The organism is Arthrobacter sp. TmtSoilC79, assembly GCF_059739405.1.
In genome coordinates this window covers 4,570,121-4,589,975 of sequence record NZ_AP046051.1, presented here as the reverse complement: position 1 = coordinate 4,589,975, position 19,855 = coordinate 4,570,121, and the positions used below count along the sequence as shown (strand labels likewise).

At 62.9% G+C, this 19,855-nt stretch carries 16 protein-coding genes and 1 rRNA gene; 16 read left to right on the top strand and 1 reads right to left on the bottom strand.

Annotation, left to right across the window (positions count from 1 at the left end; genetic code table 11):
* Positions 1–9 precede the first annotated feature (9 nt).
* The 4 genes from AC6JA3_RS21060 to AC6JA3_RS21045 all read left to right on the top strand — a co-directional run bounded on the left by AC6JA3_RS21060 (position 10) and on the right by AC6JA3_RS21045 (position 4,195).
* Positions 10–1,131, top strand: a complete 1,122-nt coding sequence (locus AC6JA3_RS21060; RefSeq protein ID WP_026540858.1) for a zinc-dependent metalloprotease — start codon at positions 10–12, stop codon at positions 1,129–1,131.
* A 149-nt stretch (positions 1,132–1,280) separates the two neighbouring features.
* A complete protein-coding gene (gene tilS, locus AC6JA3_RS21055; protein ID WP_347782220.1) occupies positions 1,281–2,351 on the top strand; it encodes a tRNA lysidine(34) synthetase TilS in 1,071 nt (356 codons plus the stop codon).
* A gap of 31 nt (positions 2,352–2,382) precedes the next feature.
* Entirely contained in the window at positions 2,383–2,934 is a 552-nt protein-coding gene (hpt, locus tag AC6JA3_RS21050) for a hypoxanthine phosphoribosyltransferase (protein WP_026540856.1), read from the top strand.
* A gap of 433 nt (positions 2,935–3,367) precedes the next feature.
* Positions 3,368–4,195, top strand: coding sequence for a hypothetical protein (locus AC6JA3_RS21045; RefSeq protein ID WP_026540855.1), 828 nt, complete (start codon positions 3,368–3,370; stop codon positions 4,193–4,195).
* A 12-nt stretch (positions 4,196–4,207) separates the two neighbouring features.
* Here AC6JA3_RS21045 and AC6JA3_RS21040 read toward each other — a convergent pair whose 3' ends face one another.
* Positions 4,208–5,185, bottom strand: a complete 978-nt coding sequence (locus AC6JA3_RS21040) for a type IV toxin-antitoxin system AbiEi family antitoxin domain-containing protein (RefSeq protein ID WP_026540854.1) — start codon at positions 5,183–5,185, stop codon at positions 4,208–4,210.
* Between the two features lie 465 nt (positions 5,186–5,650).
* On the opposite strand from AC6JA3_RS21040, the gene ftsH reads away from it, so the two are divergent.
* From ftsH to AC6JA3_RS20980, 12 genes are all read left to right on the top strand, one after another.
* Positions 5,651–7,720: an ATP-dependent zinc metalloprotease FtsH gene (ftsH, locus tag AC6JA3_RS21035; RefSeq protein WP_026540853.1), complete on the top strand. Its 2,070-nt coding sequence runs from the start codon at positions 5,651–5,653 to the stop codon at positions 7,718–7,720.
* A gap of 10 nt (positions 7,721–7,730) precedes the next feature.
* Entirely contained in the window at positions 7,731–8,366 is a 636-nt protein-coding gene (gene folE / locus AC6JA3_RS21030) for a GTP cyclohydrolase I FolE (RefSeq protein ID WP_026540852.1), read from the top strand.
* Positions 8,367–8,371: 5 nt separating this feature from the next.
* Complete coding sequence (gene folP / locus AC6JA3_RS21025) at positions 8,372–9,277, top strand: dihydropteroate synthase (protein WP_026547155.1); 906 nt, start codon at positions 8,372–8,374, stop codon at positions 9,275–9,277.
* A gap of 11 nt (positions 9,278–9,288) precedes the next feature.
* On the top strand, positions 9,289–9,648 hold the full coding sequence (folB, locus tag AC6JA3_RS21020) for a dihydroneopterin aldolase (protein ID WP_026540850.1): 360 nt from the start codon (positions 9,289–9,291) through the stop codon (positions 9,646–9,648).
* Entirely contained in the window at positions 9,645–10,190 is a 546-nt protein-coding gene (gene folK / locus AC6JA3_RS21015; RefSeq protein ID WP_223944342.1) for a 2-amino-4-hydroxy-6-hydroxymethyldihydropteridine diphosphokinase, read from the top strand. Before folB ends, folK begins: the two co-directional genes overlap by 4 nt.
* Positions 10,187–10,708, top strand: coding sequence for a DUF3180 domain-containing protein (locus AC6JA3_RS21010; RefSeq protein ID WP_026540848.1), 522 nt, complete (start codon positions 10,187–10,189; stop codon positions 10,706–10,708). The genes folK and AC6JA3_RS21010 overlap by 4 nt, the downstream gene beginning before the upstream one ends.
* On the top strand, positions 10,689–11,201 hold the full coding sequence (locus tag AC6JA3_RS21005) for a PH domain-containing protein (RefSeq protein WP_347782219.1): 513 nt from the start codon (positions 10,689–10,691) through the stop codon (positions 11,199–11,201). The genes AC6JA3_RS21010 and AC6JA3_RS21005 overlap by 20 nt, the downstream gene beginning before the upstream one ends.
* The gene (locus AC6JA3_RS21000; protein WP_347782218.1) at positions 11,198–12,838 is read left to right on the top strand and encodes a PH domain-containing protein; all 1,641 of its coding nucleotides are present in this window, start codon (positions 11,198–11,200) and stop codon (positions 12,836–12,838) included. Before AC6JA3_RS21005 ends, AC6JA3_RS21000 begins: the two co-directional genes overlap by 4 nt.
* Positions 12,831–13,739: a Rossmann-like and DUF2520 domain-containing protein gene (locus AC6JA3_RS20995; RefSeq protein WP_347782217.1), complete on the top strand. Its 909-nt coding sequence runs from the start codon at positions 12,831–12,833 to the stop codon at positions 13,737–13,739. Before AC6JA3_RS21000 ends, AC6JA3_RS20995 begins: the two co-directional genes overlap by 8 nt.
* A gap of 5 nt (positions 13,740–13,744) precedes the next feature.
* Entirely contained in the window at positions 13,745–14,647 is a 903-nt protein-coding gene (gene panC, locus AC6JA3_RS20990; RefSeq protein ID WP_347782216.1) for a pantoate--beta-alanine ligase, read from the top strand.
* A gap of 105 nt (positions 14,648–14,752) precedes the next feature.
* Entirely contained in the window at positions 14,753–16,264 is a 1,512-nt protein-coding gene (locus AC6JA3_RS20985) for a DHA2 family efflux MFS transporter permease subunit (RefSeq protein WP_497920565.1), read from the top strand.
* 1,587 nt (positions 16,265–17,851) lie between these two features.
* Positions 17,852–19,371 (top strand): 16S ribosomal RNA (locus tag AC6JA3_RS20980).
* Positions 19,372–19,855 lie beyond the last annotated feature (484 nt).

The following is a 19,855-nucleotide window of genomic DNA, read 5'->3' as shown; positions in this document are numbered from 1 at the left end:
ATGGTCCCTATGGTGTCATCTGCCCGCGATTCGTCAGCAGGGGCCCCGTCCCTGATCAATTGGGACCTGGCCTCCTCTACGGCTGCCCGGCTTGCCCCTCCCGGTCCGGAGCTTAGCGCCGGGGAGATCGGCAAGGCGGTGGAGAACCTGCGCTTCAACGCAGATATCTCGGTTCCGCACGTCCACGACATCACTGGCCTGGAAGCGGCCCGGGACCTGCGGGACTCGCACGTCCTGGTGGTTGACCGTGCCTCCTGGTCCAAAGCCAATACGCAGAGTTTCTCAGTGATGCTCCAGCCCGCGCTGAAGAAGATGCTGGAGAGCCGCAACGGTGCGGCCATGACCCCGGCCGCCGCAGCAGCCAGCGGTGCCATCACCGGCACCCAGCTCGGGGCCGTGCTGGCTTTCCTCTCCAGCAAGGTCCTGGGTCAGTACGACCCCTTTGCTGCCTTGGCCCCCGACTCCAACGTTCCCCCGGGCGGCAGGCTCCTGCTCGTTGCCCCGAACATCATTTCCGTGGAACGTGAACTCAACGTCCACCCCGACGACTTCCGGCTCTGGGTCTGCCTGCACGAGCAAACACACCGTGTGCAGTTCGCCGCCGCGCCGTGGCTCCGGCACCACATGCTGGACGAAATCGAAAAGCTCAGCGGCAACCTCCTGGGCAACATGGACTCGCTGGTGGAGCGCGCGGGCGCGGTTGCCAAGTCCCTGCGGGACCGCAATCCCTCCGAGAAAGCACCCGGACGCGGCGCCATCCTCGACATCCTGCAGGACCCGGAGGAAAAAGCGTCCCTGTCCCACATCACGGCTGTCATGAGCCTCCTCGAAGGCCATGCGAACGTGGTCATGGATGCCGTGGATTCGAGCATCGTCCCGTCCGTGAGGACCATCCGCCAGCGCTTCAACGAGCGCGGCAAGGACCGCGGTGTCGTGGAGAAGTTCATCCGCAACCTCCTCGGCCTGGATGCCAAGATGCGCCAGTACACCGATGGCGCCAAGTTCGTCCGTGAAGTGGTTGCCGTGGCAGGCATGGAAGGCTTCAACCGGGTGTGGACGTCCGCCGAATACCTTCCCACCGAAGAAGAGATCCACAACTCCAAGCTGTGGCTTGAGCGGATGGGGCTTTGAGCGTTTCGCCTGGTTCTGTCGGAAGTTCCAGTGACGGGCCTGCTGCGGGTTCCGTAGCCGGGCCTGCCGGGTCCAGTTCCGGAGTCGCGGGGAAGGGGCGACGGCGGCCTGGACGTCTCGCGCCCGTCGTCGGCAAGGCGCGGAAGCAGTTGCAGAACGCCTTGGCTTCCGCCGGCTACCCCCAACGGGTGCTCGTAGCCTGCAGCGGCGGACCGGATTCGTTGGCTTTGGCAGCCATCGCCGCCTATTTCGGCCGGCGCGGCCACATTGATGGACACCCGGTGGCTGTTGCCGGAGTGGTGGTGGATCATCAGCTGCAGCCAGGTTCTGCAGAAGTCGCCTCCCGGACTGCCGGAGTGCTGCGGGAGCTGGGCTTGTCTCCCGTGGAGGTGCGCACTGTGGAAGTCGCCCCCACCGGCTTTGGTCCCGAGGCCGCAGCCAGGGACGCCCGTCACGCTGCGCTGGATTCTGCCGCCGAGGATCTGGCCTGTGATGCGATCCTTCTGGGCCATACCCTGGACGACCAAGCCGAGCAGGTGTTGCTGGGGCTGGCCCGCGGTTCCGGGACCCGGTCCCTGGCAGGGATGAGGTCCGCCCGTGGCCGCCTCCTCCGGCCGTTCCTTGGGCTTCGTCGCGAGGAGACCCTGGAAATCTGCGAGGTGGAGGAACTTTCCCCTTGGCACGACCCCAGTAACGCCGATCCCGCGTTCGCGCGCTCCAGGACCCGTGTTGAGGTCATGCCGGTCCTGGAAGAGAAACTGGGCCCGGGGGTGGCTGAATCATTGGCGAGGACTGCCGCAATCCTGCAGCAGGACGCTGATTTCCTCGAAGGCCTGGCCCAGGAGACCTATCTCTCACTTGTCCGGCGCGAAGGCGATGACGCCTGGCTTCCCGAGGACGCCGTACGCGAGCTGCCGGCCGCCCTCAGGTTCCGTGTCATCGCCAAGGCCGCCGCCGACGTCGGGGGTCAGCAGCCGGGCTATGGACGCCTCCAGGCAGCGGAAGCGCTGCTCCGGCGCCAAGGGTCAGCCGGACCCGTGGAACTTCCCGGCCATGTCAGTGTTTACCGTTTGTCCCTCAGCGATTTGGAGCAGGAGCGTTCGGTGTCCGCCGGCGCTCCGGCAGCCGGTGGCCCGCGTGATTCGGCCGACGCCGGTCCCCGCGAAGCCGCGCGCTGTGGGAAGCTAGTATTCCGGCATCAGAAACCGTCCCAACAGTAGCCGCACCCGAGCATCAAAACAGGAGCCATTGGTGGATTCAAACGACGTCCAGGCAGATCTCAAGCACGTTCTTTACACCAAGGAACAGATCCAGACGCGCATTGCAGAACTCGCAGCGCAGATCGACAAGGACTACGAAGGCCGCGACATACTGGTTGTCGGCGTCCTCAAGGGCGCGGTGATGGTCATGGCTGACCTGGCGCGCGCACTGCACAGCCACGTCAGCATGGACTGGATGGCTGTCTCGTCCTACGGCTCCGGTACCCAGTCCTCCGGCGTCGTCCGTATCCTCAAGGACCTCGACACCGACCTCATGGGCAAGGATGTCCTGATTGTTGAAGACATCATCGACTCCGGCCTGACCCTTTCCTGGCTCAAGTCCAACCTTGAGTCGCGTGGCACGGCCAGCGTCGAGATCTGCACGGCTTTCCGCAAGCCGACTGCCGCCAAGGTGGAGATCGACGTCAAGTACGTCGGCTACGACATCCCCAACGAGTTTGTGGTGGGTTACGGCCTCGACTACGCCGAGAAGTACCGCAACCTGGACTTCGTGGGCACTTTGGCCCCGCACGTTTACGAGTAAGCGCTCTTCTTCGCTTCACGCCGCCGCGCCTTTTCCGCCATTTGCACTTGTAACCTCTGGCGGGAGTGGGGGCGGCGTCCGTGCTTAAGATGTGCGCTTGGCTTAAGGGGTGCGCTTGGCGGTAGCGGGTGCAGATATTGAGTTTCTGAACCTGCCGCCGCGCACCCTCTCGCCGTCGCGCCCTTTTCCGCCGTTCGCGCCCGTAACCTCTGGTGCGCTCGGCGGGTGTGGGTGCGGTTGTTGGGTTTGTGAACCTGCCGCTGCGCACCCTCTCGCCGTCGCGCCCTTTTCCGCCGTTCGCGCCCGTAACCTCTGGTGCGTGTGGCGGGTGTGGGTGCGGTGTTTGCGTTTAAGGGGTGCGCTCGGCGGGTGTGGGTGCGGTTGTTGGGTTTGTGAACCTGCCGCTGCGCACCCTCTCGCGCTAAACTGGACCATGACCGGTGCTCCTGCCCGCCTTCTGGCGTGGCTCGCCGTCATGGCGACTCTCCTCACGGCCTGCACTCCTGGGGTCGATCTCGCTGAGCCCGGTTCCGGTCAACCAATCGCGTCCGCTTCTGCTGCGCCGGCAACGGGCCACCTTGAAACGGCCCCGTCACCGAGCGCCACGCAGGCTCCTGTGCCGCCGCAGCCCGCACCTCCGCCCGCGCCGGCAGTGGTACCTCAAGCTTTTGCCCTGAACCTCTACCAAGAGGGTGACTTCGTCCCGCAATATACGTTCGACTGGTGTGTTGCTGCGAGCATCCAAATGGCGCACAATCTCATCGACGACACCGGCGGAGCCTCTTGGGCCTCCTCCGCGCAGCAAAGTGAGCTGTGGGAGATGGCCCGTGCGAGGTCCTCGAATTCATTCAACGGCGCCAACCCCCGGGGCTGGGCGCAGGTGTTGACTGAGGTTGGATTGGGCCCTTACTCGGTGGTCAGCGTCCCAACCTACGAGGACACGCTGCAGACGGCGGCGCGCGCTATAGCTGAAACTGGCCGGCCGGTGGGGTTGGTCATGTGGAGTGGTCGGCATGCTTGGGTGATGAGCGGCTTTGAGTCCATGGGTGATCCTGCGCAGTTCCCGGAGTTTCAGGTAACGGGGATTCGGGTCCTGGATCCGCTCTATCCTCACGGCAGCGGACAGTGGGGTCCCTCTCCGGAGCCCAACAGTCTGCTGACTCCGGAGCAGTTGGCCACACAGTTCGTGGTCCGTGAGCCCCGGCGCTGGAGTTCGGACCTGCCCACAGGTTATTTGCTGGTGCTTCCGGTCGCAGCCTGACCACCCGGTGCCTTACGCTGCACGCAAGGAACGAAGCCCGCCGTCGTTCAAAATACGTGCGAACACGCGTGGGTTCATCATCTCGGCCCAGTCCCAGCGCACGACAGTGAGGCCCAGCGCCCGCAGACCATTCTCGCGGGCCTTCTCTGCCATGACCGCCTGCTGGATGGTCTGGTTTCCCCGCAACCTTTTTCTTAGGTACTTTCCGTGTCCATCGAATTCCCCGACAAGGTCCAGCTCGGGCCACCAGAAGTCAGTTCGGGCAGTGCGTCCGTTTCCCAGGGTAAAAGAACCTTGAAGGCTGGGTACGGGAAAGTTGAGCAAGATCATTTGTGCTCGGCTTATGGATTCCCCCACTGATTCGGATTTGTCTGAGGAAAGATCGAGAATCGACTCGGCCCGTCGCTTTCTGGAAACCCTGGTGAGAGCGGAGACAGCTTCAGCAAGTTCGTCGACGCTTGCCGGAGGACCCCACGCTTTATCCTTGTTCCAATTGTCGGCCTCTAAATCATCGCCCCACCCTTGGTTGCGTCGGCTGGAGTCCACTACGGCCAAGGCCTCAGCAAAATTGAGGGCGGCGGCAAGCTCTATTGTGGTGCGGACCTTGTCTGTGACTCGAAAGTCACCAAGTTGGGCCACCCCGGCGTCAAGAGACCCGAAGCTTCTCCGGATCCCGTGCTTGGACCTGCCGCCTCTTGGGTCTTCAGTGACAGTGCATAAGCCCTGAGGTACGCCCACTACGCCGAGCCCCCATAGGAGTGCGGCCGTCTGCAAGTTGAACAGGGGCGGAGTCCTGGCTGCATTGACCAGCGCGGCTGCTTGGAGTCCGTGCCGCTGACGCTCGTTCAACTCCGCCCAATAAGCAGAGCGTGTATAAGCGCCCCGTCGGACCCGCACCAGCTCGCCACGCTTGGCCTGCTTCGCGAGGTGCCGCGCGTCATGCCCGATGCGTGTCGCATCTGCAGCGAGGATGAGTTCTGGAATGGTCATGGGTTCCACGCTTCCCGTTCTAGCGCGAAGTCGAAAGCACCCGTCCGAGCTATGTGGAAAAACAGCATCGAGTCCACACGGAAGTAGCCAAGGTGGTGCCCTGCTAACAGCACTTAGCGGGGCGACGCGCCCCACGGGCCGCACCCGTTTCCGCCGTTCGCGCCCGTTCCTCAGCACGCCCGCACCCTTTTCCGCCGTTCGCGCCCGTGGTTACGGGTGCGCACGGCGCCAACGGGTGCGCCGGAAGCGAAGGCCAGTGGGAACCCGCCCGCCCACCAAGCGCAAAAGCCCTGTTCCAACGCCACCGACGCGAGTATCCTGTGTACGCCCAGAGGGAACTTTTGGACTTTCCGGTGCGTGAATTACTGGGAACGGTGTATAGCTTGAAACTGAAGCAGCACCACTCGCGCGCAGAAGTTGCGCCTTGCAGCACTACCAGGAGGGACGGGGCAAAGCCCCGATCAGATGAAAGCTAAGAGTTTCTTCAAGGGCCCGGGCATCTGGATTGTTGTCGTTGTTGGCTTGCTCCTGGTGGCATTCGCAACACTGGCTCCGGGCGGTTCAACCCGTATTGACACCAAGGAAGGTCTTGAGCTCCTTTCCCAAAGCGGGAAGGTTGAGCAGGCCAAGATTTTCGACGCCGAGAACCGCGTTGACCTGGTGCTCAAGGACAACCTGAACCTGGATGGCCAGGACAAGGGCAAGAACGTCCAGTTCTTCTACGTCACCGATCGCGGTCCGGATGTAGTGAAGGCAGTCACCAACGCCAACCCGGACAAGGGCTTCACGGACCAGCCGATCGAGAACAACTGGTTCTCCGGCCTGTTCTCGCTGCTCATTCCGGTGCTGTTGCTCGGTGTCCTCTTCTGGTTCCTGCTTTCCCGTATGCAGGGTGGCGGCTCCAAGGTGATGCAGTTCGGCAAGTCCAAGGCCAAGCTGGTCAACAAGGACATGCCGCAGGTGACATTCTCTGACGTCGCCGGTGCCGACGAAGCCGTGGAAGAGCTCCAGGAAATCAAGGAGTTCCTCCAGGAACCGGCCAAGTTCCAGGCCGTGGGCGCCAAGATCCCCAAGGGTGTGCTGCTCTACGGCCCTCCAGGTACCGGTAAGACCCTGCTGGCCCGCGCTGTCGCAGGCGAGGCCGGCGTTCCCTTCTTCTCCATCTCCGGCTCGGACTTCGTTGAAATGTTCGTCGGTGTTGGTGCTTCCCGTGTCCGTGACCTGTTTGAGCAGGCCAAGGCCAGTTCTCCAGCGATCATCTTCGTGGATGAGATCGACGCCGTTGGACGTCACCGTGGTGCCGGTATCGGCGGCGGCAACGATGAGCGCGAGCAGACGTTGAACCAGCTCCTCGTGGAGATGGACGGTTTCGACGTCAAGACCAACGTCATCCTCATCGCTGCCACCAACCGTCCGGACGTCTTGGATCCTGCGCTGCTGCGCCCGGGCCGTTTCGACCGCCAGATCACCGTGGAAGCCCCGGACATGATTGGCCGCGAGCAGATCCTGAACGTCCACGCCAAGGGCAAGCCCATGGCCCAGGGCATCGACCTCAGGGCTGTGGCCAAGAAGACCCCGGGTTACACCGGTGCTGACCTGGCCAACGTGCTGAACGAGGCCGCACTGCTGACCGCGCGTTCCAACGCCAACCTGATTGACGACCGCGCACTGGACGAGGCAATCGACCGCGTCATGGCCGGCCCGCAGAAGCGCAGCCGCGTCATGAAGGAACTCGAGCGCAAGATCACCGCTTACCACGAGGGTGGCCACGCACTGGTTGCTGCTGCCCTGCGCAACTCCGCCCCGGTCACCAAGATCACCATCCTTCCCCGCGGCCGCGCCCTGGGCTACACCATGGTGATTCCCGAGGACGACAAGTACTCGGTGACCCGCAACGAATTGCTGGACCAGATGGCCTACGCCATGGGCGGTCGTGTTGCTGAGGAAATCGTGTTCCACGATCCCTCCACAGGAGCATCCAACGACATCGAAAAGGCCACCTCCACGGCCCGGAAGATGGTCACCCAGTACGGCATGAGCGAGCGTGTTGGTGCGGTGAAACTGGGCCAGGGTGGCGGGGAACCGTTCCTCGGCCGCGACGCCGCGCAGGAGCGCAACTTCTCGGACCAGATCGCCTACGTTGTGGACGAGGAAGTGCGTCGCCTGATTGATCAGGCACACGACGAGGCTTACGCCATCCTCACGGAAAACCGGGACGTCCTGGACCGCCTGGCCTTGGAACTGCTTGAGCGGGAAACCCTGAACCAGGCCGAGATTGCAGAGATCTTCCACGACATCCGGAAGCGCGATTTCCGCGAGATCTGGTTGTCCAAGGAATCCCGCCCGGTCCAGTCCATCCCGCCGGTTGAAAGCCGTGCGGAAAAGGCTGAACGCGAAGCCCAGGAAGAGGCCAAGAAGGCACGTCTGGACGAGCCGCTGGACGTCGTCGCTCCGCATGCCCAGGGGGTCAGCAGCCAGGAATCCTTCCAGGCACCGCGACCTGACGGCGGCAACGACTCCACGCATCACGGCTAAGCTATCTGCCGTGACTCATTTCGACGACGACGACGACCTCGCCGCCGCCCACGGTTCCGCCGTGGGCTCCCAGCACAGCCATAAAGTAGACCGTCCGCGCATTGAAGCCGCTGTCCGGGAGATCCTCCTGGCCATCGGTGAAGACCCCGACCGTGGCGGGCTCCAGGACACGCCAAAGCGCGTAGCCAAGGCATACGCCGAGGTCTTCGCGGGTCTGCACCAGCACCCCGCGGATGTCTTGTCCACCACGTTCGACCTCGACCATGAAGAGCTTGTCCTGGTGAAGGACATCCCCTTCTACTCGACGTGTGAGCACCACCTTGTGCCGTTCCATGGCGTGGCGCATGTTGGTTATATTCCGTCACACGACGGAAAGGTGACGGGCCTGAGCAAGCTGGCACGGTTGGTGGATATCTATGCGCGCCGGCCCCAGGTCCAGGAGCGCCTGACCACGCAGATCGTCGAGGCGCTGGTGAAGCACCTCAACCCGCGCGGCGCGATCGTCGTCGTCGAATGCGAACACATGTGTATGTCCATGCGCGGCATCCGCAAGCCCGGCGCAAAGACCGTCACCAGTGCGGTGCGCGGTCAACTCCATGACCCGGCCACCCGCGCCGAGGCCATGAGCCTCATACTCGGAAGGTAAGCACTATGGACTCCCTCGCTGCAGCACCCGGAACCGGCCCGGCCACAAGCCCGCTGCCGGTTCTCCGCAAACCGCGTCCGGCGGCCAGGTTCGAGGACCTGCCAACGGACCGTACGCTCGTCATGGGAATCCTGAACGTCACCCCGGATTCCTTCAGCGACGGCGGCACGCACCGGACGCCGGATACCGCCATCGCGCTCGGCTTGCGCATGTTCTACGCCGGCGCGGACATCATCGACGTCGGGGGCGAATCCACGCGCTCGGGCGCCGAGCCCGTTTCCCCTGAGGAGGAACAGCGCCGGGTCATTCCGGTGATCCAGGCCTTGGTGAAGGCCGGTGCCCTGGTCAGCATCGATACGATGCACACGTCCACTGCGGCCGCTGCGATCGAGGCCGGTGCTGCCATCATCAATGACGTGTCGGGCCTGACCATTGAGCCCGGAATGCCCGAGCTCGTTGCCCGGACCAAGGTTCCGTACATCCTTACGCACCGCCGTGGCGACGCCCTGACCATGGACAACCTCACGGACTACAACAACGTGACGGAAGATGTGGTGGCTGAGCTGAGCGGGGTCCGCGACAAGCTCTATGCGGCAGGTGTTGCCCCTGAGCAGGTCATCATCGATCCCGGCCTGGGTTTCTCCAAGAACGAGAACCAGAACTGGGAGATCCTGAAGAACCTGGATCAGCTCTTCACTTTGGGCCACAAGGTGATGGTGGCCGCTTCACGTAAGCGCTTCCTGGGCTCGTTGCTCACAGTCGCCGGCAAGTCTGCTGCCCCGTTGGAGCGCGATGCCGCAACTGCCGCCATCACCGCTTTGAGCGCCACCAAGGGCGCTTGGGCTGTCCGCGTTCACGACGTCGGCCCCAGCCTTGACGCCGTCAAGGTCGCCGCCCGTATCGCCCGCTGATAGGAAACGCTGTGGACAGGATCACGCTGACCGGCGTCACCGCCGTCGGTTATCACGGAGTGTTCGATTTCGAGCGCCGTGATGGCCAGCCTTTCGTTGTGGATGCCGTATTGCACACGGACTTCACCAAGGCGGCCGAGACCGATGACCTCCAATACACGGCGCATTACGGCGAGGTTGCCGGGCTGATCACCCGGCATATCGAGGGCGAGCCCTTGAACCTGATCGAGGGCCTGGCTGTCAGGATCGCCGAGGCCATCCTCGCGGACTACAGCGTGGCCGCCGTCGACGTCACTGTCCACAAGCCCAAGGCCCCCATCGAGGTGCCGTTCGGCGATGTTACGGTCAGCGTGCATCGGGAGCGGTCATGACATCCGGTTACACCAAGGCCATCCTGGCTCTCGGCAGTAACCTGGGGGAGCGCAACGACACCTTGTCCACAGCAGTGGCGGCCCTGGTGGATCCGCCGGAAGTGCGTCTCCTGGGTGTTTCGCCCGTGGTGCAGACCAAAGCAGTGGGCGGCCCCGAAGGACAGCCGGACTTCCTGAACATGGTCATGGCGGTGGAAACAACGTTGACCCCGATGCAGCTCCTGGAGCATTGCCACCGGGTTGAACAGCAGCACCACCGTACGCGTGAGGTTCGCTGGGGCCCACGAACATTGGATGTGGACATCGTTGTTTACGGCGACGTCGTCAGCGGGGACCCTGTTCTGACCCTGCCCCATCCGCGGGCGGCTGAGCGCGCATTCGTGCTCTACCCGTGGTCGCTGCTGGAACCGCACGCGCAATTGAACGGGCAGGGCGTTGCTGAGCTGGCCGCCGTCGCCGCTGACATGCCCGATATCCGGCGTTTCGACGGCTATGGCGACGTCGCCGGAGTACCTGCGACGGGAGCGGTGGAGCAGCCATGAAAGCCATGCGCCCGGTAGTTCTGGTGCTCATCGCCGTCGTCGCTGTGGTCGTTGGCTGGTTGGCGACCGCCACCACCAACCGGTACAGCATGCCCACTCCGGTCCTGCCGGTCTCAGCGCTGGTGACCATGGCTGTTATTGCCGGTCTCACGCTCATCATGGGGATCCGTGTGCTGCGCTGGCGCAACGGCAAAAAGAAGAACATGCTCAACCCGATCCTGGCGGCCAGGACGCTGGTCCTTGCACAAGCCTGCGCTTATGCGGGAACGCTCCTCTTTGGCTGGCATGCCGGCATTTCGATGGACCTCCTCCGTATTGGCAGCTTGCGGGGCGGCGAAGGAATTCTTTGGAACGCCCTGTTGATGGGCGGAGGTGGCGTGGTGATGGTGGTGGTTGGACTCGTGGTGGAGCGTTTTTGCCGGATTCCGCCGGAGGACCTTGAAGGTGGTTCTGCAGGACCTGGGACCCGTCGCGGCGAAACCAAGGGTGAAGGCGAATATGCATACCGTGGCGATTGATCCCCCCGGCGTCCAGTGGCTGCGGGTTTCCCCAAAGTACGTCACGGTGCGCTTGGTGGAATGGGCCATCGGCAACGTGCTGTTGCTGGCGATCCTCAGTTTGCCGCTTGTTTTTGTGCTCCTGGGATGGTGGCGATGGCCGCCGTTGTGGCTGGCCATTGCTGTTCCGTCGGTGATGCTTGTCCTGGCGCTGTGGCGGCTGGTGCTGATTCCCCGCCAAGTGCGCGCAATAGGCTACGCGGAACGCGACGACGACCTCCTCATCCGCCGCGGCATCTTCTTCCAGCGCACCATGGTGGTCCCTTACGGCCGGATGCAGTACGTGGACGTTGCAGTGGGACCGGTCGAGCGCAGCCTGGGACTGTGCACCCTCAAACTCCACACGGCTTCCACGGGTACCAACGCACACCTCCCCGGACTTCCCGCCGAGGAAGGTGCGCGGCTGCGCGAGCAACTTTCGGCCCGTGGAGAAGCCAGGCTGGCCGGGCTGTGAGCCCGGAAGACACTGCGGCGGTTGGCCCGCCGGATAAGACGGCAGCAAAGGTCGACGGCGATTGGAACCGCGTCCACCCGGCGTCGCCTTTTGTCCGTGGCTGGGTGGCGCTTGCCGCCGTCGGTTTCTTCTTTGGCCGTGACGCTTTTGAACGAATGCTGCAGGGCCGGGATGTCCTGGATCCGAACCTGAACAGCCGGGTGCCGTGGCTTCTGGCCGGCGGTGCCGTGGTGCTCCTATTGACGGTGGGCAGCTTCATCCTGAGCTGGTATTTCACGCGCTACCAGGTGGCTGAAGGGTACGTCCGCGTCAACACCGGCTTCCTTTTCAAGCAGCAACGGCAGGCCCGTTTGGACAGAGTCCAGGCAATTGACATCGTTCAGCCCCTCTTAGCGAGGATTTTCGGCCTCGCGGAACTCAGGTTTGAAGTGGCCGACGCCGGCGAGTCGGCTGTGCGGTTGGCGTACCTCCCGCTGGCGCAGGCCAAGCAGCTCCGCGCCACCATCCTGGCGCGGGCCGCCGGTGTTGTCAGCGAGCCCGGTCAGGAGGAGGAAATTCCTGAGGCGCCCGAGCACGTGGTGCTGTCCGTCCCTCCTGCGCGGCTCATCGGTTCGCTGGTGTTGAGCGAGCAAACCGTGGGGATCCTCGTTGGTGCTGCCGCAGTGGTTGCCATCTCCGTTTTCACGGAAAACCAGACACTGTTCCTGGCGCTCATCCCTGCCATTCTGGGCATTGGTGCGGCGTATTGGAACTCCTTCAACAAGGGCTACAACTTCACGGCCGCAATTTCCCCGGACGGCATCCGCCTGCGGTATGGCCTCCTTGATACGCAGGCGCAGACTGTGCCTCCCGGCCGCATTCAGGCAGTCATGGTGACGCAGCCGCCCCTGTGGAGGATCTTCGGCTGGTATCGAATGCATGTCAACGTGGCGGGCTATGGGGTCTCGGGCAGCACCGAGGGTGCCGCCCGCACCATGCTGTTGCCCGTCGGCATGAAGCCGGATGTCTTGCGGATGATGTCCTTGGTGCTGCCGGATCCGGGAGTTGAAGACCCGGAGCGCGTCTTCACGGCCGGGCTGGATGGGTTGGCTCCGGCCGGCCCGGATGTTGCCCCGACGGATGGTTTTGTCACGACTCCCCGCCGTGCACGCTGGCTGGCCCCTCTTGGCCGGCGTCGCAATGGGTTCCTTGCCACACGCACAGCGCTGTTGATCCGGTCCGGTCGGTGGTGGCGCATGCTGGTCCTTGTGCCACATCAGCGGACCCAGTCCATGGCACTTCACCAGGGACCGTTGGCCCGCCGCTTCGGGGTAGCCGACCTGGTCCTGCACACTACCGCCGGACCTGTTTCACCCCGGGTGTACCAGGCTGGCGTTGGGCAGGCTGTGGAGCTGTTCGATCAGCAGGCCGCCCGAGCCCGCGAAGCCCGGAAGCGGCAGACCAGCGAGCAATGGCTGGCGCAGGTGGCGTCCCAGGCTCCGGAGGTTGCAGCCGCAGCAGAACAGCCGCCCCAACCAGCTCAACCGGAACAGCCGGTCCAGCCGCCCCAGCCGGCACAATCCGCGAAGCCGGCCCTGCCAATCCAGCCGGAACAATCCCAAACTTCACCGCAACAGGAGGACCGCCACGATGGCTAGGCCAGGACGACTCGGAGTCGGAATCATCGGTGCCGGTAAGGTGGGTGCCGTATTGGGTGCGGCTTTGCGCGCAGCCGAGCACGCCGTCGTCGGCGTTTCAGCGGTGTCCGAGGCGAGCCGTGAGCGTGCCGAAAACCTGCTGCCGGGTGTTCCGGTCCTGGAGATCCAGGACATTGTGGAACGCTCGGAACTGGTGTTGTTGGCAGTTCCGGACGATGCCCTCGGCGAGTTGGTGGCGGGGCTGGCGAAGCTTGGTGCCTGGCAGCCCGGTCAACTCGTGGCCCATACGTCCGGCCGGTTCGGCGTGGGAATCCTGAACCCTGTCCGGGCTGCGGGCGCGATTCCCTTGGCGCTGCATCCCGCCATGACCTTCACGGGCATGAGCCTGGATTTGACCCGGCTCATGGATTGCACCTTTGGAGTCACCGCCGATGCGGCCATGCTGCCGATCGCCCAGGCATTGGTGGTGGAGATGGGTGCCGAGCCCGTGGTGATTGCCGAAGCCGACCGCACCCTTTACCACGCAGCCCTCGCGCATAGCTCGAACCACATGGTCACGCTGGTGGCCCAGGCATCCCAGATGCTGCGGGAGATCGGCGTCGAATCCCCTGAATCGATGCTCGGTCCGTTGCTTCGCGCGACGCTTGAGAACGCCCTTGCCTCCGGCGAATCCGCACTCACCGGTCCGGTAGCGCGCGGGGATGTTGGTACCGTTTCCGCGCACGCCCAGGCGCTGAAAGAGTACGACGGCGGTGCCGGCGGCGATGTCCTCGCGGCCTACCAGGCCATGGCACGCGCCACCGCGCGCCGGGCAGGAAACCGTGGGATCCTGCGGCCCGAACAACTGAACGAGATTGACGAGGCGCTGGGCGGCGAACCCAAGTCGCCGGAAGGAAACTGAACATCATGGCCATCAAACTCGTGACCACTGCAGCCGAACTGCGCGCCGAAAGCGCCCGCCTCCTTGCTGCCAAGGGCGGAAACTCGCAGGGCCTGGTGCCCACCATGGGCGCCCTGCACTCTGGCCACGCATCGCTTGCCCGGACCGCCGTGGCGGAGAACGACGTCGTGGTGGCCACCATCTTCGTCAACCCGCTGCAATTCGGCGACGCCGTTGACCTGGACCGCTACCCGCGCACGCTCGATGCCGACATGGCCCTGCTGGATGCCGAAGGCGTCGACCTCGTCTTCGCCCCGCCCGTTGACGAGGTTTACCCCGGCGGCCAGCCGCTGGTTCGCGTAACCTCCGGACCACTGGGGGAAAAGTGGGAGGGTGCCTCGCGCCCCGGCCACTTCGACGGAGCCCTCACGGTGGTGGCCAAGCTGCTGCACTACGGGCTTCCCGGAGGTGCTGCAGCGGACGGCACGACGGCGGCCTACCGGGCTTACTTCGGACAGAAGGACGCGCAGCAGCTGGCATTGGTGAAGCGGATGGTCGCGGACCTGAACTTTCCGGTCGAGATAGTTCCTGTGCCCATTGTCCGCAGTGAAGACGGACTGGCGCTCTCGAGCCGCAACAGGTTCCTTTCCGGGGAGGAACGCGAGGCTGCCCTCGTCCTTTCGCGGGCTTTGCGCCTTATTGAGTCCCGTGCAAACGCGCGCGAACCGCTTGACCTTGACTCCGCCGTCGCGCTTGTTGAATCCCAACCGCTGGTGGAACTGGACTATTTCGACGTCGTCGATCCCGTCACGCTGGAGCCGCTCGCCGAGAACTGCAAGGAGACTCCGTTCCGCGGGGAAGGCCTGGCGATCATTGCGGCAAAGGTGGGGCCGGTACGCCTGATTGATAACGCCCCATTGTTCTCCTGACGTTTGAAATTTTCCTGCTGACGGGAATTGCTTGGGCGCTTAGACTGTTCTAGTCTTCACCGGCATCGATCGCCGGACACCAAATCCAACCCTTGGGGAATCCTCATGTCTACCGACGTCACGTCCGACGCCAACGGAAAGCCTGAATCCGGTGCATCCGGTTCCGTCGCCTCAGCAGAGCCGGCGGCTTCCCAGGCTCCGCAGGTTCCGGCGTCCCAAGCCCCTGTGTCCGGGAAGATGTCACGTGAATCCGTGACGGTGATTGTCACCCTCCTGGTGGCAACCTTCGTGGTGATCCTTAACGAGACCATCATGAACGTCGCCCTCCAGCGGCTCATGACGGACCTCCAAGTCAGTGCATCCACCGTGCAGTGGCTGGCCACCGGGTTCATGCTGACCATGGCAGTTGTCATTCCCACCACCGGGTTCATCCTTCAGCGGATGAGCACCCGCGGGGCGTTCATGCTGGCCATGGGACTATTCAGCGGCGGAACGCTGCTTGCGGCTCTGGCGCCGGGCTTCCTGGTGTTGTTGCTGGCGCGCATTGTCCAGGCCGGCGGTACTGCCATCATGCTGCCGCTGCTCATGACCACCATCCTGACGCTGGTACCCATGTCCAAACGCGGTGCCGTCCTGGGCAACGTCAGCATTGCCATTTCGGTTGCTCCGGCCATGGGCCCCACCGTTTCCGGCATCATCCTGGACAACTTCTCGTGGCGCTTCATGTTCGTGTTCGTGCTGCCGGTTGCCCTGGCTGCGTTCGCAATTGGTGCCAAGTACCTCACCAACGTGGGCGAACGGGAGAAGACCACGCTGGACGTTCCTTCAGTGATCCTCACCGTTCCCGCCTTCGGTGGGCTGGTGTACGGCCTCAGCCAGATTGGCGGCGCCGAGGCCGGGGTTGTTCCCGTCATCGCACTGGTAGTTGGTGTTCTCTGCCTTGCGTTGTTTGTCTTCCGGCAGCTCAAGCTCCAGAAGTCCGACGCCCCGCTGCTGGATCTTCGCGCTTTCAAGTTCCGGATGTTCACGGTATCCACACTGTTGATGGTCGTTGCCATGATGGCCCTGTTCGGCGGCGTGATCCTGTTGCCGCTGTACCTGCAGAACACCTTGCACCTTCAGCCGCTGGAGACCGGACTGGCATTGCTGCCCGGTGGTCTGGCCATGGGCTTGCTGGGCCCTGTCATCGGACGGATTTTCGACAAAGTAGGTCCCCTTCCGCTCACCGTCTCCGGCTCCGTGCTCATGGTCCTGACACTGTGGCAGTTCTCCCGCCTGGACGAAGGCAGCGCGCTCGGCTGGGTCATCGCCTTGCACGTCACCCTGAGCCTTGGACTGGCACTGCTGTTCACGCCGGCGTTCACCACGGGCTTGAACCCATTGCCGCCGCACCTTTACTCACACGGTTCGGCGATCATCAGCACCGCCCAACAGGTTTCCGGTGCAGCCGGCACGGCACTGCTTGTGTCCATCTACGCAGTGGTTTCGGCATCGTCCGGTCTGGTGGCCGGGATGCAGGCAGCTTTCCTGGCCGCAACAGTGATCGCTGTAGCGGCAGTGGTGCTCGGCGCCATGATGCGCAAGACCGAAGGGGCCGGAGGACACGGGGGCCACTGACCCGCGCTTCTCCCGTCTTCCTGCAGCGCTCCTCCACTTCGGTGGGGGAGCGCTGTTGGGTTTAAGGGTGCTGCGCGGCATGGCCTCCCGGGTTCGATTGGCTGCCAGAGGGGCGGGGGCCCGCTGCTGGTTGGGCCGCACTGCTGGAGGGGCCGCGTCATCCTCGGCGCGCTGCTGGTTGGACGGGGCCATCCTCGGCGCGCTCGGTCGTTCCTCCCTTGGACGCGCGCTGCCGGATGCCCCCGCCCCTCCCCAACGCTCTCTCACATCCCCCGTGTTTGGGGCGGATCCTCTCTCATGTCCCCCGGGTTTGGGGTGGATCCTCTCTCATGTCCCCCGGGTTGCGGGGTGGCTGTTGTTTGGATGGGGCTCTTCCTTGGTGCGCTTGGTCGTTCTTGTCTTGGGCGCGCGCTGCCGGATGCCCCCGCCCCTTCCCAACGCTCCTTCATGTCCCCTGGGTTTGGGGGCGGATCCTCTCTCACGTCCCCCGGGTTTGGGGCGGATCCTCTCTCATGTCCCCCGGGTTTGGCTGGCGGCTGGGCGGGGCTCTTCCTAGGTGCGCCTGGTCGTTTCTCCTTTGGATGCGCGCTGCGGGATGCCTCCGCCCCTTCCCAACGCTCTCGCACTTCCCCGGGTTTGGGGTGGATCCTCTCTCATGTCTCCCGGGTTGCGGGGTGGCTGTTGTTTGGATGGGGGTCTTCCTTGGTGCGATTGGTCGTTCTTCCCTTGGGCGCGGGCTGCCAGATGTCCCTGTACCTTCCGACGCTCTTTCACTTCCCCTGGGGTTGGGGGCGGATCTTCTCTCACGTCCCCCGGTCTTGGGCCGGATGCCCGCTCACTTCCCAGGGGTTGGGTTGGCGGCTGGTCGGGTGGGACATTCTGGGGTGCGCTTGGTCGTTCTTCCTTTGGATGCGCGCTGCCGGATGTCCCTGCACCTTCCGATGCTCTTTCACTTCCCCGGGGTTGGGGGCGGGTCCTCTCTCACAACCCCCGGGGTCGGGGGCGGGTCCTCTCTCACGTCGCGTCGCGTCTCATGTCTTGGGGGTTGTGTTGTGTGATGGGGTTCACGGGGGTTTGTTTTTGGTGTTTGGGGGTGTTTTGTGGGGGTGGGGTTGGTGTTTTCGTTGTGTTTTCGGGGTTTTTGGGTGGTGTTGGTGTGGATTTGGTGTGGGGGTGGGGCGCGTGTAAAGTTATTCGAGTCGCCGCCGCTGATGCGGAAATGATGGTGACAGACTCCCTTCAGATTGCCGGTTTCGGTGGTGCTTTGGTGCGCTTCCGGGTTGGTGTGGGAGGCCTGGGGTTGGTTTGCTTTGTGCGGCTGGTTCGGGTAAGTTTGAAAAGTTGCTCCGGAGCGATCCTGGACCCTGGTGGGTGTGGGTGGTGCCGGTAGTGTCTGTTGTTTGAGAACTCAATAGTGTGCCAAGTTTGTTGATGCCGATTGTTTTATTGATTGGTTGAAATTATGGCCGGATTGCTGCGCACCCCCGTGTGTGGTGGTCTGGTTTTCAGCTGGTTTCGAATTTTGTGCAGCCGCGTCCTGTCGTTATTTCCGGTGGGTGTGGTTGTGTCTGTTTGATTTGTTTTACTTCAACGGAGAGTTTGATCCTGGCTCAGGATGAACGCTGGCGGCGTGCTTAACACATGCAAGTCGAACGATGATCCCAGCTTGCTGGGGGATTAGTGGCGAACGGGTGAGTAACACGTGAGTAACCTGCCCTTGACTCTGGGATAAGCCTGGGAAACTGGGTCTAATACCGGATATGACTCCTCATCGCATGGTGGGGGGTGGAAAGCTTTTGTGGTTTTGGATGGACTCGCGGCCTATCAGCTTGTTGGTGGGGTAATGGCCTACCAAGGCGACGACGGGTAGCCGGCCTGAGAGGGTGACCGGCCACACTGGGACTGAGACACGGCCCAGACTCCTACGGGAGGCAGCAGTGGGGAATATTGCACAATGGGCGCAAGCCTGATGCAGCGACGCCGCGTGAGGGATGACGGCCTTCGGGTTGTAAACCTCTTTCAGTAGGGAAGAAGCGAAAGTGACGGTACCTGCAGAAGAAGCGCCGGCTAACTACGTGCCAGCAGCCGCGGTAATACGTAGGGCGCAAGCGTTATCCGGAATTATTGGGCGTAAAGAGCTCGTAGGCGGTTTGTCGCGTCTGCTGTGAAAGACCGGGGCTCAACTCCGGTTCTGCAGTGGGTACGGGCAGACTAGAGTGCAGTAGGGGAGACTGGAATTCCTGGTGTAGCGGTGAAATGCGCAGATATCAGGAGGAACACCGATGGCGAAGGCAGGTCTCTGGGCTGTAACTGACGCTGAGGAGCGAAAGCATGGGGAGCGAACAGGATTAGATACCCTGGTAGTCCATGCCGTAAACGTTGGGCACTAGGTGTGGGGGACATTCCACGTTTTCCGCGCCGTAGCTAACGCATTAAGTGCCCCGCCTGGGGAGTACGGCCGCAAGGCTAAAACTCAAAGGAATTGACGGGGGCCCGCACAAGCGGCGGAGCATGCGGATTAATTCGATGCAACGCGAAGAACCTTACCAAGGCTTGACATGAACCGGTAATACCTGGAAACAGGTGCCCCGCTTGCGGTCGGTTTACAGGTGGTGCATGGTTGTCGTCAGCTCGTGTCGTGAGATGTTGGGTTAAGTCCCGCAACGAGCGCAACCCTCGTTCTATGTTGCCAGCGCGTTATGGCGGGGACTCATAGGAGACTGCCGGGGTCAACTCGGAGGAAGGTGGGGACGACGTCAAATCATCATGCCCCTTATGTCTTGGGCTTCACGCATGCTACAATGGCCGGTACAAAGGGTTGCGATACTGTGAGGTGGAGCTAATCCCAAAAAGCCGGTCTCAGTTCGGATTGGGGTCTGCAACTCGACCCCATGAAGTCGGAGTCGCTAGTAATCGCAGATCAGCAACGCTGCGGTGAATACGTTCCCGGGCCTTGTACACACCGCCCGTCAAGTCACGAAAGTTGGTAACACCCGAAGCCGGTGGCCTAACCCTTGTGGGGGGAGCCGTCGAAGGTGGGACCGGCGATTGGGACTAAGTCGTAACAAGGTAGCCGTACCGGAAGGTGCGGCTGGATCACCTCCTTTCTAAGGAGCTGCTAGCAGTCGTGTTGTTTGCCTGCATGGGTGGATGACGGGTTGCCAGTGTTGCCCATTGCGCAGGCGTTTGTTCTGCGGTGGGTGCTCATGGGTGGAATATCAACAAATCATTTTTTGGCATGGCCTTTGCTGGTTGTGTCCTGGTGTTAGTACGGCATCTTGTGTCCTCTTTTGGGGGGTGTGGGGTGTGTGGAACGCTGCTGGGGCGTGGTTGGTGGGTTGTGTTTGGCGCACTGTTGGGTCCTGAGGCAACAGGACCTTTTTGCAGCAATGCAGGGGGGCATCTTCTGGTGTTTCTTTTGTTCCTGCTTCCGGTTTTCCTTGTCTGTTTGTCATGGTCCGTGCACGTTGGTGTGTGGGTTGTGGTGGGTGGGGGGCTGGTTGATGGGGTTGTTGTTTGAGAACTACATAGTGGACGCGAGCATCTGAAACATGCACGGTGGCTGATTATCCTTTTGTCCTTCCCTTTTTT